A 13,024-nucleotide genomic window follows, 5' to 3' on the forward strand; every position below is an offset into this window, starting at 1 on the left:
TCCCTCGGTGAGGTTGCTGGGACACCGCCGCAGCTCAGGAGCGGTGGACCAGCAACCTTCCGACCCCCGTGAAAGGTTGCCTGCTCACCGCCCTGGCCGGGCGCTCTGGTCCGTGGCCGCTTGTCCGTCGGCTGACGTCACCCTCACGCAGCGGTGGCTTCGAGGCTCGTCGCCAGGGCTCCTCGCACCTCAGCCGGCGGAGGGTTCCTCGAAGTCGGTCGTCCGCAGGATGCGGAGGATCTCGAACGCCGCGCGCTGCTGCTCCGCCGGGAGGGCGTGCAGCCCGAAGTCGATCCGCATGAGCGACTCGGTGGCGGCGTCGAGCACGGTGCGCCCCTCCTCGGTCAGCGAGGCGAGCACCCGGCGACGGTCGGTCGAGTCGACCTCCCGGTCGACGAGGCCGTCGGCCGTGAGCCGGTCGATCACGTTGGTCACCGAGGTCGGGTGGACCATGAGCCGCTGGCCGATCTTGCTCAGCGGCAGGGAGCCACGAGAACTGAAGGACAGCAGCCGCAGCACCTCGAACCGTGCGAAGGTGATGCCATGAGGCCTGACCGCCGCGTCCAGCTCAGCGAGCACGAGCTGGTGCACGCGCATCAGCGACGTCGCGAGCCGCATCGAGTCGGCCGGGCCCACGTGCTTCTCCCACAGCTCACCGGCGCGCTCGATGGGATCGAAGTCGAGTCCTGGCATGGACTGGAGCGTACCGTCGGAATTTAGTAGGATGTCAAAGTATCGGACTTCCGAGCACTTGGTCCCCAGGAGTTGAGCCGCATGAGCACCAGCAACCCGAGCGAGCGTCCCCCCGTCCGCCTCGTCACCGCGTCCGCCCTCTTCGACGGTCACGACGCGAGCATCAACATCATGCGGCGCATCATGCAGTCGCAGGGTGCCGAGGTCATCCACCTCGGTCACAACCGCTCGGTCGCCGAGGTCGTCACCGCCGCGATCGAGGAGGACGTCCAGGGCGTCGCGGTCTCGAGCTACCAGGGCGGCCACGTCGAGTACTTCGAGTACCTCGTGGAGTCGCTGCGCGCCCAGGGCGCCGGCCACGTCAAGGTCGTCGGTGGTGGCGGCGGCGTGATCGTGCCCGAGGAGATCGCGCGACTGCGCAAGGCCGGCGTCACGATCTTCAGCCCCGAGGACGGCCAGCGCCTCGGCCTGCCCGGCATGATCGCCGAGGTCGTCGACGCCTGCGCCTTCGACCTCAACGACCTCGCCCCGCTCGACGTCGACGCGGTGCTCGCGGGCGACCGCGCGGCCATCGCCCGCGCGCTCACGGCCGCCGAGGCCGGACGCCTGACCGACGACGCGCGCGCCCGCCTCCTCGAGAGCGCTGCGGCCCACGGCACTCCCGTGCTCGGCATCACCGGCACCGGCGGCTCGGGCAAGAGCTCGCTGACCGACGAGCTCGTCCGTCGCCTGCGCGTCGACCAGCAGGACAAGCTGCGCGTCGCGGTCATCGCGGTCGACCCCACGCGCCGTCGCGGCGGCGGCGCCCTCCTGGGCGACCGCATCCGCATGAACTCCCTCGACGGCGACCGCGTCTTCTTCCGGTCCCTCGCCACCCGCGGCGCGCACGAGCTGCCCGAGACCCTCACCGACGTCATCTCCGTCGTGAAGGCGGCCGGCTTCGACCTCGTGGTCGTCGAGACCCCCGGCATCGGCCAGGGCGACGCCGCCATCGTGCCGTTCGTCGACCACTCGCTGTACGTCATGACGCCGGAGTTCGGCGCCGCGTCGCAGCTCGAGAAGATCGACATGCTCGACTTCGCCGACGTCGTCGCGATCAACAAGTTCGAGCGCCGCGGCGCCAAGGACGCGCTGCGTGACGTGGGTCGCCAGCTCGTGCGCAACCGCGAGGCCTTCGGCAAGCGCCCCGAGGACATGCCGGTGTTCGGCACCTCGGCCGCCACGTTCAACGACGACGGCGTCACCGCGCTGTACCAGCACCTGCGCACCCTCCTGGCCGACGGCGGCCTCGCGCTCGACGAGGGCGTGCTGCCCGCGGTCGACGTCCGCCACTCCAGCGGCATCCGCCAGGTCGTGCCGCCGGAGCGCGTGCGCTACCTCGCTGAGGTCACCGAGACGGTGCGCGACTTCCACGCCGAGACCGAGAAGCTCGCCGACGCCGCCGACCGCGTGCAGCGGCTCGAGCTCACGACGGCCGAGCTCGAGCGCGCCGAGGTCGACGCGACGTCGGTCGAGGGCCTGCTCGAGGCCGCCCGCAAGGACGTGCCGCACGCGATCTCCGACCAGATCACGGGCTGGCCCGCCGTCGTCGAGTCGTACTCCGGCGACGAGCAGGTCGTGAAGGTGCGCGACAAGGAGATCCACACGCAGCTGACCCGGGAGTCGCTCTCGGGCAACAAGATCCCGCGCGTCTCGCTGCCCCGCTTCCGCCACCACGGCGAGCTCGTGCGCTTCTGGCGCCGCGAGAACCTGCCGGGCTACTTCCCGTACACGGCCGGCGTGTTCCCGTTCAAGCGCGACGGCGAGGACCCGGCCCGCATGTTCGCCGGCGAGGGCGACCCCTTCCGCACCAACCGCCGCTTCAAGCTGCTCAGCGAGGACGGCGACGCCACCCGGCTCTCGACCGCGTTCGACTCGGTCACGCTGTACGGCCGCGACCCCGACGAGCGCCCCGACATCTACGGCAAGGTCGGCACGTCCGGCGTCTCCGTCGCGACGCTCGACGACATGAAGGTGCTCTACGACGGCTTCGACCTCGCCTCGCCCAGCACCTCGGTCTCGATGACGATCAACGGCCCCGCGCCCACGGTGCTGGCGTTCTTCCTCAACACCGTGATCGACCAGCAGGTCGACCGCTTCCGCGAGGAGGAGGGCCGCGAGCCCGACGAGGCCGAGCACGCCGAGCTGCGCTCGTTCGCGCTCAAGAACGTGCGCGGCACGGTGCAGGCCGACATCCTCAAGGAGGACCAGGGCCAGAACACGTGCCTGTTCTCCACCGAGTTCAGCCTGCGCATGATGGCCGACATCCAGGAGTGGTTCATCTCTGAGGGCGTCCGCAACTTCTACTCGGTCTCGATCTCCGGCTATCACATCGCCGAGGCCGGGGCGAACCCCATCAGCCAGCTCGCCTTCACGCTCGCGAACGGCTTCACGTACGTCGAGGCGTACCTCGCGCGCGGCATGGACATCAACGACTTCGCCCCCAACCTGTCGTTCTTCTTCTCCAACGGCATGGACCCGGAGTACTCGGTGCTCGGTCGCGTGGCCCGCCGCATCTGGGCCATCGCGATGAAGGAGAAGTACGGCGCGAACGACCGCAGCCAGAAGATGAAGTACCACGTGCAGACGTCGGGCCGGTCGCTCCACGCGCAGGAGATGGACTTCAACGACATCCGCACCACGCTGCAGGCGCTCATCGCGATCTACGACAACGCCAGCAGCCTGCACACCAACGCGTACGACGAGGCCGTCACGACCCCCAGCACCGAGTCGGTGCGCCGGGCGCTCGCGATCCAGCTCATCATCAACCGCGAGTGGGGCCTGGCGATGAACGAGAACCCGCTGCAGGGCTCGTTCATCATCGACGAGCTCACCGACCTGGTCGAGAAGGCCGTGCTCGAGGAGTTCGACGCGATCAACGAGCGCGGCGGCGTGCTCGGCGCGATGGAGACCGGCTACCAGCGCGGCCGCATCCAGGACGAGTCGATGCTCTACGAGCACCGCAAGCACGACGGCTCGCTGCCGATCATCGGCGTCAACACGTTCCGCAAGCCGCACGTGGAGGACGAGGAGCCGCAGAAGATCGAGCTCGCGCGCGCCACCGAGACCGAGAAGCAGGGCCAGCTCACCCGCGTGCGCGACTTCCAGAAGACGAACTCCAGCGAGGCCGCCGAGGCGATCTCGCGCCTCAAGGAGGCGGCCGTCACGGGCGAGAACGTCTTCGCGGTGCTCGTCGACGCGGCGCGCGTGTGCTCGCTGCAGCAGGTCACCGACGCCTTCTTCGAGGTCGGGGGCCAGTACCGCCGCAACGTCTGACGAGGCTCGCCTCCCCCAGATGTGCGCGCAGATGTGCACTTCCGCCGTGCCGGAATCGCACATCTGCGCGCAAATCTGGGGGTAGCGGCGGGGTGGCGCCGGCCCGGCACCTCGCCTCGCTCGACGCGCGGCGAGCCGCTTCCTGCGGTACCAAGGACGGGCAGGTCCCCGAGACGCAAGCGCCTCCCGGCGCTCTCGGCGGCCCGCCGGAGAGGGAGCCTGATGGACACCTGGATCTGGATCGTCATCGCCGTCGTCGCCGTGCTGGCGGTGCTCGCCGTCGTGGCGCTGGTCGTGCGGCGAGCAGGAGCCGACCGTCGTCGTGAGCGCGACGAGGCCCGCCGTCGCGAGGAGGCCACGCAGCTGCGCGACGAGGCCCACGAGGCCACCGTCTCCGCCCGCCAGAGCGAGGCCGAAGCGGCCGCCGCCCGCGCGGACGCCGAGCAGGCTCGCCTCGAGGCCGAGCGCCTCGACTCCCGCGCCGGTGGCCTCGAGGAGGAGGCCGCCGAGACCGCAGGGATCGCCGACGACCGGCTCGCCGAGGCCGACCGCCTTGACCCCGACACCGGCACCCAGGCCGACGGGGCTCCGCCCGCTGGCTCGGCCACCACCCCTCCCCCGCCGGTCGATCCGGCCCCGCCCGCCGGCGCACCGGTGGCGACCGACCCGGCCGCCCCGCCCGCCGCACCTCCGGCCGGCGCAACCGACCCGACCTCGGACAGGCCCGCACCGCCGCCCGCCTGACGCGCCGGTAGCGTGCAGGCGTGAGTGACTTCGCGACCTACGACCTGCTGGCCTCGCTGGAGCCGACCACCACCGCGGTGGTCGGCCCCGAGCACCTCGACGTCAACGGCCACATGAACATCCAGCACTACTACGTGTTCGGCAGCGGGTCGATGTGGCGGTTCAACCAGCAGCACCTGGGCATGCCCGACACCTACATCACCGAGCGCGGCATGACGACGTTCACGGCGGAGCAGCACCTGCGCTTCCTCGCCGAGTCCCACGAGGGCGACGAGCTCGCGATGGTGGTGCGCCCGGTCGATCGTGGCGGCCGCGCGATCCACCTGGCGTCGGCGATCCTGAACACGACCCGCGCCGAGATCGCGTGCGTCGCCGAGACCCTCCTGGTGCACGTCGACTTCGCCACGCGACGACCGGTGCCGTTCCCCGACGACATCGCGGCCCTCATCGACGCGTCCCTCGCCGAGTCCGACGTGCGACTGCCCGTCAGCGGTGCCCTCGGGATCCGCCGATGACGGCCGACGACCGTCCCCACGTCGAGATCTCGACCGACGGCGCCTGCCTCGGCAACCCCGGCCCGGGCGGGTGGGGCGCGATCCTGCGCGCCGGGCAGCACGAGAAGGAGCTGTCGGGGGCTGAGCCCGACACGACCAACAACCGCATGGAGCTCACGGCCGCGATCCGCGCGCTGGAGGCGCTCAAGCAGCCCTCACGCGTCGACCTGCGCACCGACTCCACGTACGTGCGCAACGGCATCATGAGCTGGGTCGCGAACTGGCAGCGCAACGGCTGGCGCACCTCGGCCAAGCAGCCCGTCAAGAACGCCGACCTGTGGCGCGAGCTGGTCGCGGCCGTCGAACGGCACGACGTCACGTGGCACTGGGTCAAGGGCCACGCCGGCGACCGCGACAACGAGATCGCCGACCGCCTCGCCAGCGCCGCCGCCCGCACCCTCCTCTGAGCCTCCGGCGCCCGCTGGTTGAGGTGCGAGTGCGCCCTGGCGCACGAGCCTCCCCACCCGCACCACCGGCGGTTGTCCCCCTACGACTTCGTCGTGGGAGGTGCCCCCAGTGCGAGTGCGCTCTGGCGCGCGAGCCTCGAAACCGTGGTCACGAAGTGGGCTGCCGTACCCCTTTCGAGGCTCCTCGTCCCTCGTCGCACCTCAAGGGGCGGGGTTCCGCCCGCACCTCGACCACCAATAGGCGAGCCAGTCCCACTCCTCCCCTGCGAGGGCGTGCGCGACAATCGAGGCATGCACGACGACCTCGGACATGAGCTGTCCCTCGACCGACCCGTGCGCCGCCTGGTGAGCCTCGTGCCGTCACTGACGGAGGCCGTTGCAGCCACGCGGCGCGAGGCGCTCGTGGGTGCCACCGACTGGTGCACCCACCCCACCGACCTCGACGTCCCGCGGGTCCGCGGCACCAAGAATCCGGACCGCACGGCGATCGAGGCGCTCGCGCCCGATCTCGTGATCGCGAACCAGGAGGAGAACCGCGAGCTCGACGTGCGCCGCCTCCGCGAGGCCGGCGTACCGGTGTGGGTCACGCGCATCGAGACGGTCGACGAGGCGCTCACGTCGATGCGGCGGCTCTTCGACGAGGCGCTCGGGTGGGGTGTGCCCGACTGGCTGACCGAGGCCGAGCAGGCCTGGTCCGAGCCGGTCGCACCGCACCGCGGCACCGTGGCCGTGCCGATCTGGCGGGATCCGTGGATGGTCGTGGGCCCCCGCACCTACACCGACGACCTGCTGCAGCGACTGGGCTACCGCAACGCCTTCGGCGCTGATCCAGGTCCGACGGCCGACGCCGACCGGTACCCGAAGGTCGAGCTGGCTCAGCTCGACACCTCGGAGGTCGACCTCGTACTGCTGCCGGACGAGCCCTACGTGTTCACCGCCGAGGACGGGCCGGAAGCGTTCACCACGGCGCCCACCCGACTCGTCTCCGGCCGGCTGCTGACCTGGTACGGCCCGGCGATGCTCGAGGCCCGGCGCACCCTCGCCTGAGCCGCCCGACCTACCGGTCGGCGCTCTCGGCCTGCTTGCGGGCCTCGACCCGGCGCACCTGGGCCTTCTTGACCGCCGGGGTGATGTGCATCTCGTGCTTGGCCACGACGTAGGGCGTCTCGCCCACGATCGCGTTGTGGCTGCCGCTGAACAGGTACTTGCTGCCGAGGTTGATCATCGTGGCGAGCCGGTTGCGGTTGCCGAGCAGGGTCGCGACGTGCAGGCCGACCCAGATGATCCAGGCCGGGAAGCCCGTAAGCCGCGGCAGGTACGTGATCTCGGCGACGGCCGACGACTTGCCGATCGTGGCCATCGTGCCCTTGTCGGAGTACTTGAAGGCCTTGACGCTTCCGCGCTTGCCCTTGAGGTCGGCCTTGATGAGCTTGCCGACGTGCTTGCCGCCCTGGATCGCCGGCTGGGCCAGCTGCGCGAGCGACGACGGACCGATCGAGATGTCGCCGATCGCGAACGTGTTCTCGAGGCCGTTGACGGCCTGGTGCTCGTCGACCTCGATGCGGCCGCCGCGCCCCTGCGGCACGTTCCAGTCGAGCACCGTGGGGTGCGCCGTGACGCCCGTGGCCCACACGACGATGCCGGCCTCGAGGAACTCCTCGCGGCCGTCGTACTCGACGAGCACGCCGTCGGCCCGGACCTCCTTGACCGCGGTGTTCAGCCGGAGGTCGACCTCACGCTTCTCCAGCGAGCGCTTGGCGTAGGCGCGCAGCTTCTCGTGGAAGGGACCGAGGACGTCGGGCGCCATCTCGATGAGCGTGACGTGGATCTTGTCGCGGTCCAGCTCGGGGTAGGTCGTGGGCATGTCGTCGTTGCGGAACTCCGCGAACGCACCGGCGGTCTCGACACCGGTGGCGCCGCCGCCCACGACCACGATGCGCAGGTCGGAGTCCTGCCCGTTGATCGCGAACTCCTCGAGGTTCTCGAAGAGCTGGTCGCGCACCTTGAGGGCGTCGGAGCGCTTGTAGAGCGGGATCGCGAACTCCTCGGCGCCCGGGGTGCCGAAGTAGTTGGTCGTGACGCCGTTGGCGAGCACCAGGTAGTCGTACGAGACCGACACGTCGCCGTGCAGGCGCAGCAGCTTCTGGTCGTGGTCGATGCCCGTGACGATGCCCTTGAGGAAGCGCACGTTGCGCTGCTTGGACCGCACGGCGCGCAGGAACCAGGTGATGTCGCCGGGGTTCAGGCTGGCGGTCGCGACCTGGTAGAGCAGCGGCTGGAACGTGTTGTACGTGTGCCGGTCGATCAGCGTGATCGACACATTGGCGCGCTTGAGCTTGCGCACGAGGGCGAGGCCGCCGAAGCCGCCTCCGACCACCACGACGTGGGGGCGCTTCGGGCTGGAGGGCTGTCGATCGGTCATGGGGCCAGTCTACGAGCGTGGGGGCTGGTCCAGCATCTGGGAGGGCCCGACGTGACGGGACTCACCGGCGGCCGCCCAGACCCGCACCGACGGGTGACGCAGCAGGACGTACGTGGCGATGCACGCAGCCGTGACGACCAGCGCCGCCGGCGCCGACGGCGCCACGACGGCACTGCCCACCGCGCCGAGGAGGGCCAGCACGATCGCCGCGACCAGGAGCCGGCGGCGACCGAACAGCAGGGCGACCGCGATCCCGGCGGAGGCGAGCGCCACGAGGGCCAGCCCCGACAGCACGACGATCGCCCAGACCACGCCGTCGTCGCCGCGCGCCAGGCGAGGCACGAGGTCCAGGAGCGGGTCGTCGCCGGTGACGGCCTCGTCGTAGGCACCCGGCGCGACCTCCCGCGCGAGGTAGAGCATGGCGACGGAGCCGGTCGTGACGGCCGTGAGCAGGCTGCCGACGATCGACGTGACGGCCGCGGCGATGAGTGCACCCGGGAGCCCCTTCGCGCGCGGCACGACGGGCAGGGGCGGCCCCCAGGCCGGCGGTGGGTACCCGGGCGGGGCGGGGTGGTGCGGAGGCGGGGGCGTGACGCCGGAGATCCGCGGCGGCTGGGCGCCGGAACCGGGGTGGGCGGCGTTGTGGGGCGGCACCGCGCCGCGCCCGGTGAGCGCGTCGACGTCGGCGTCGCGGCCACGCTGGGCACCGTGGCGCTGGCGCGCCCGGGCGCGCGCCACAAGCTCCGGCGAGGGCGTGCGGCCGTTCTTCAGGTCGAACCAGACCCGCGCCTCGGGCCACCAGAGCATGAAGGTGGCGGCGATCAGCACGATGCCCGGGATGATCGCGCCGAACATCGAACCGACGAGGCCGCCGAAGCCGCACAGGAACGTGAGCGCGATCCGCGACGGCCGGTCGCCGCGCACCGTGTAGGCGGCCAGCACGAGCACCGCGACGGCCAGCACCACGACGACGTAGAACCACGCCTGCAACCACGTCAGCGCCGTGTCGAGCGAGACGCTGCCGGCCAGGCCCGCCTCGTCGATGACCTCGGTGACGACCTCCTGGAGCTCCAACGAGCCCCAGTCGGCCAGCAGGCCGATCGTGCTGGTGAGCACGAGGAACGCCGCGAACGCGGCACCGGCGCACGCGAGCGTGACGGCCGGCGGTCGGCGGAGTTCCTCGGTCATGCCGTCCATCCCATCACGCCGGTCCCAGCGCGGTCACGTCCGCGAGCCTTCCGCGCACTCGGGCTCAGACCGGCTCCACGACGAGACCGTCCAGGTCGTCGTTGCGGTCGACCCGGACCGTGGTGCCGTCGCGCACCTCGCCCGCGAGGAGGGCTCGCGCCAGGCGGTCGCCGATCGCCTGCTGCACGAGCCGCCGCAGGGGCCGCGCACCGTAGGCCGGGTCCCACCCCGTCAGTGCCAGCCACTCCTTCGCGGCGTCGCTCACCTCGAGGGTGATGCGGCGCGACTCCAGGCGGTGCTGGAGCGATCGCAGCTGCAGGTCGACGATGTGCGTCAGCTCCGCGGAGCCGAGCGGCTCGAACATCACGATCCCGTCGAGCCGGTTCAGCAGCTCGGGCTTGAACGCGACCTTGACCACCTCCATCACGGCCGCCTTCCTGGCGTCCTCGTCGAGCGAGGGGTCGGTGAGGAACATCGAGCCGAGGTTGCTCGTGAGGATCACGATGCTCTGGCGGAAGTCGACCGTGCGCCCCTGCCCGTCGGTCAGGCGGCCGTCGTCGAGCACCTGCAGCAGGATGTCGAAGACGCTCGGGTGCGCCTTCTCGACCTCGTCGAGCAGCACGACCGAGTACGGGCGGCGCCGGACGGCCTCGGTGAGCTGACCGCCCTCGTCGTGCCCGATGTAGCCCGGGGGCGCACCGACGAGCCGCGAGACGCTGTGCTTCTCGGCGTACTCGCTCATGTCGATCCGCACCATCGCGCGCTCGTCGTCGAACAGGAAGTCCGCGAGGCTCTTGGCGAGCTCGGTCTTGCCCACGCCCGTGGGGCCCAGGAACAGGAACGAGCCGGTCGGACGGTCCGGGTCGGCGATGCCGGCCCGACTGCGGCGGACCGCGTCGGACACCGCGGAGACCGCGTTGCGCTGGCCGACGAGGCGCCGACCGAGCTCGTCCTCCATCCGCAGGAGCTTGCCGGACTCGCCCTCGAGCATGCGGCCCGTGGGGATGCCGGTCCAGGCCGCGACGACCTCGGCGATCTCGTCGGCGCCGACCTCCTCGCGCATCATGCGGTCCTGCGACGACGAGGACTCCTCGGCCTCCTGGGCCGCCACGAGCGCGGCGTTCAGGGACTCGATCTCCTTCTCGGACTCGAAGCGGTCCCGCAGGAGCGCCCACTTGTCCTCACCCTCGGGCAGCCCGTTCGCCTGTCGCTCCGACCGGTCGACCTGCACCCGGAGCTCGTCGATGCGCTCCTTGATCTCGCCGACCGCGTTGAGGCTCTGCTTCTCGGCCTCCCAGCGCGCCTCGAGCGCGCGCAGCGACTCGGCCTGGTCGGCCTTCTCGGCGCGCAGCTTCTCGAGGCGATCGACGCTGGCGGGGTCGGTCTCGTGCTCGAGGTGCAGCTCCTCCATCGTCAGGCGGTCGAGACTGCGGCGGAGCTCGTCGATCTCGACGGGGCTGGAGTCGATCTCCATGCGCAGGCGGCTGCTGGCCTCGTCGACGAGGTCGATGGCCTTGTCGGGCAGCTGCCGGCCGGGGATGTAGCGGTGCGACAGCGTGGCCGCGGCCACGAGGGCGCCGTCGGTGATCTCGACCTTGTGGTGCGCCTCGTAGGTCGACTTGATGCCGCGCAGGATCGCGATCGTGTCCTCGACGCTCGGCTCGCCGACGAGGACCTGCTGGAAGCGGCGTTCGAGCGCCGGATCCTTCTCGACGTGCTCGCGATACTCGTCGAGCGTCGTGGCGCCGATCATGCGGAGCTCGCCGCGCGCCAACATGGGCTTGAGCATGTTGCCGGCGTCCATCGCGGAGTCGCCGCCGGCGCCCGCGCCGACGACGGTGTGCAGCTCGTCGATGAACGTGATGACCTGGCCCTCGGACTCCTTGATCTCGGTGAGCACGGCCTTGAGGCGCTCCTCGAACTCGCCGCGGTACTTCGCGCCGGCGACCATCGCGCCGAGGTCGAGGCTGATGAGCCGGCGGCCCTTGAGGCTGTCGGGCACGTCACCGGCGACGAGCCGCTGGGCGAGCCCCTCCACCACGGCGGTCTTGCCCACGCCGGGCTCACCGATCAGGACCGGGTTGTTCTTGGTGCGCCGACTCAGCACCTGCACGAGCCGGCGGATCTCGGAGTCACGGCCGATGACGGGGTCGAGCTTGCCCTCGCGGGCCACCGCGGTGAGGTCGACGCCGTACTTCTCGAGCGACTTGTAGCTGTCCTCGGCGTCGGAGCTCGCGGCGCGGCCCGAGCCACGGATCGACTCGAAGGCGGCCTCGAGCGACTCCGGCGTGGCGCCCGCGCGGTCCAGGAGCGCCTTCGTGGGCGAGGCGACCGTGGCGATCGCCACCACGAGGTGCTCGGAGGAGGTGAACTCGTCCCCCAGGCTTCCCGAGAGCTCCAACGCCTGCTGCAGCACGGCGTGGCTCGCGCGGCTCAGCCCCGGCGACGCGACGGTGCTGCCGGAGGCGCGCGGCAGGGCGTCGAGCTCGGACTTGAGGCCAGCCGTGACGACCTGTGGATCGACGCCGGCCGCCTGCAGGAGCGGGCCGGCGGTGCCGCCGTCCTGCTGCATCAGCGCGGTGAGCACGTGGGCCGGCTCGACGGTGGGGTGACCGCCGGCCGCGGCCAGGCTGATGGCGCCCGCGAGCGCCTGCTGACTGCGCGTCGTGAAGGTGTCGAGATTCATGGGCGTACTCCTGGGTAAGCGTGAGACCTGTTCGGTTCAACCTCACCAAAGTTGAGTCTATTCCACTCAACCCCGCCCGATCGAGTCCGCCCGGCGGCATCGTCCTGCGCGAGCCGGGTCGCCTCGAACGTCGCCATGACTCATCGTCGCACCGCTTTCGCGTGCCGTCCGGCGGACGCCGGGCCTGGAGCTGCGCCCGACCCCGCGTGGGAGGATGGCCGTCATGGCACCTCGGCAGGTCAGCAACCGCGCGAAGGGCCTGACTCCCGAGCTGATCACGCGCACCGCGCTCGAGCTCATCGACAGCGAGGGCGTCGGATCCGCCACGATGCGCGCGATCGCGAGCCGGCTCGGCGTCGAGGCGATGTCGCTCTACAAGCACGTCCGGACGCGCGACGAGCTGCTCGACCTCGTGGTGGAGCTGATCGTCGCCGAGCTCGACCAGGACCCCGAGGTGCGCTCCGACGCGTCCGGCGGCTGGCGCGACTACCTGACCCGCCTGGCGCGCGGCGTCCGCCGGTACGCGCTGGCCCATCCGCACGCGTTCCCCCTCGTCACGACGCGTCCGGCCGAGGCGCCGTGGATCAATCCGCCGCTGCGGTCGCTCCGCTGGATCGAGTCGATGCTCGCGACGCTGCAGGGCGAGGGGTTCTCCGACGATCAGGTGCTCTTCGCGTACCGCTCCTTCAACAGCTTCCTGCTCGGCTACCTGCTCATGGAGTCGGGCGCCCGCACGCTGCGCGACCCGCAGGACGGTGACGGCTCGATGGGCACGTCCGACGAACCGGTGCCGGGCGGCCTCTCGCCGACCCGCACCGACGTCGAGCAGGACGCCGTCGCCGACGCGACGTCGACGCAGGACCAGCTCGACCCGCAGGGCGACATCGAGGTCGCCGAGTTCCCGACGATCCACCGCCTCGCCGTGCGCCTGGCCGAGGACCGCTTCGACGAGGAGTTCGAGCGCGGCCTGGAACGGCTCCTCGACTCCGTCGCCGCCCAGTTGGACTGAGCGAGA

The 13,024-nt window shown here is 71.2% G+C and carries 10 protein-coding genes; 6 read left to right on the forward strand and 4 right to left on the reverse strand.

Features of this window, described 5'->3' with window-relative positions:
- Window positions 1-189: 189 nt before the first annotated feature.
- Entirely contained in the window at window positions 190-693 is a 504-nt protein-coding gene (locus V6S66_RS15675) for a MarR family winged helix-turn-helix transcriptional regulator (protein ID WP_334207719.1), read from the reverse strand.
- An 81-nt stretch (window positions 694-774) separates the two neighbouring features.
- On the opposite strand from V6S66_RS15675, the gene icmF reads away from it, so the two are divergent.
- From icmF to V6S66_RS15700, 5 genes are all read left to right on the forward strand, one after another.
- Complete coding sequence (gene icmF / locus V6S66_RS15680) at window positions 775-4,008, forward strand: fused isobutyryl-CoA mutase/GTPase IcmF (protein ID WP_334207720.1); 3,234 nt, start codon at window positions 775-777, stop codon at window positions 4,006-4,008.
- A gap of 222 nt (window positions 4,009-4,230) precedes the next feature.
- Window positions 4,231-4,752: a hypothetical protein gene (locus V6S66_RS15685; protein ID WP_334207721.1), complete on the forward strand. Its 522-nt coding sequence runs from the start codon at window positions 4,231-4,233 to the stop codon at window positions 4,750-4,752.
- Window positions 4,753-4,772: 20 nt separating this feature from the next.
- The gene (locus tag V6S66_RS15690) at window positions 4,773-5,267 is read left to right on the forward strand and encodes an acyl-CoA thioesterase (RefSeq protein WP_334207722.1); all 495 of its coding nucleotides are present in this window, start codon (window positions 4,773-4,775) and stop codon (window positions 5,265-5,267) included.
- On the forward strand, window positions 5,264-5,713 hold the full coding sequence (gene rnhA, locus V6S66_RS15695; protein WP_334207723.1) for a ribonuclease HI: 450 nt from the start codon (window positions 5,264-5,266) through the stop codon (window positions 5,711-5,713). Before V6S66_RS15690 ends, rnhA begins: the two co-directional genes overlap by 4 nt.
- A 291-nt stretch (window positions 5,714-6,004) precedes the next feature.
- Complete coding sequence (locus tag V6S66_RS15700) at window positions 6,005-6,760, forward strand: helical backbone metal receptor (protein WP_334207724.1); 756 nt, start codon at window positions 6,005-6,007, stop codon at window positions 6,758-6,760.
- A 10-nt stretch (window positions 6,761-6,770) separates the two neighbouring features.
- Here the strand turns inward: V6S66_RS15700 and V6S66_RS15705 are convergent, their stop codons facing one another.
- From V6S66_RS15705 to clpB, 3 genes are all read right to left on the reverse strand, one after another.
- Window positions 6,771-8,135 carry an NAD(P)/FAD-dependent oxidoreductase gene (locus V6S66_RS15705; protein ID WP_334207725.1) on the reverse strand — a complete coding sequence of 455 codons (1,365 nt, stop codon included), beginning with the start codon at window positions 8,133-8,135 and terminating at the stop codon, window positions 6,771-6,773.
- A 9-nt stretch (window positions 8,136-8,144) separates the two neighbouring features.
- On the reverse strand, window positions 8,145-9,323 hold the full coding sequence (locus V6S66_RS15710) for a hypothetical protein (protein ID WP_334207726.1): 1,179 nt from the start codon (window positions 9,321-9,323) through the stop codon (window positions 8,145-8,147).
- Between the two features lie 64 nt (window positions 9,324-9,387).
- Window positions 9,388-12,009 carry an ATP-dependent chaperone ClpB gene (gene clpB / locus V6S66_RS15715; protein ID WP_334207727.1) on the reverse strand — a complete coding sequence of 874 codons (2,622 nt, stop codon included), beginning with the start codon at window positions 12,007-12,009 and terminating at the stop codon, window positions 9,388-9,390.
- 223 nt (window positions 12,010-12,232) lie between these two features.
- On the opposite strand from clpB, the gene V6S66_RS15720 reads away from it, so the two are divergent.
- Complete coding sequence (locus V6S66_RS15720; protein WP_334207728.1) at window positions 12,233-13,018, forward strand: TetR/AcrR family transcriptional regulator; 786 nt, start codon at window positions 12,233-12,235, stop codon at window positions 13,016-13,018.
- The last annotated feature ends 6 nt before the right edge of the window (window positions 13,019-13,024 follow it).

This window comes from Aeromicrobium sp. Sec7.5, assembly GCF_036867135.1.
In the GTDB taxonomy this organism is placed as follows: Bacteria; Actinomycetota; Actinomycetes; order Propionibacteriales; family Nocardioidaceae; genus Aeromicrobium.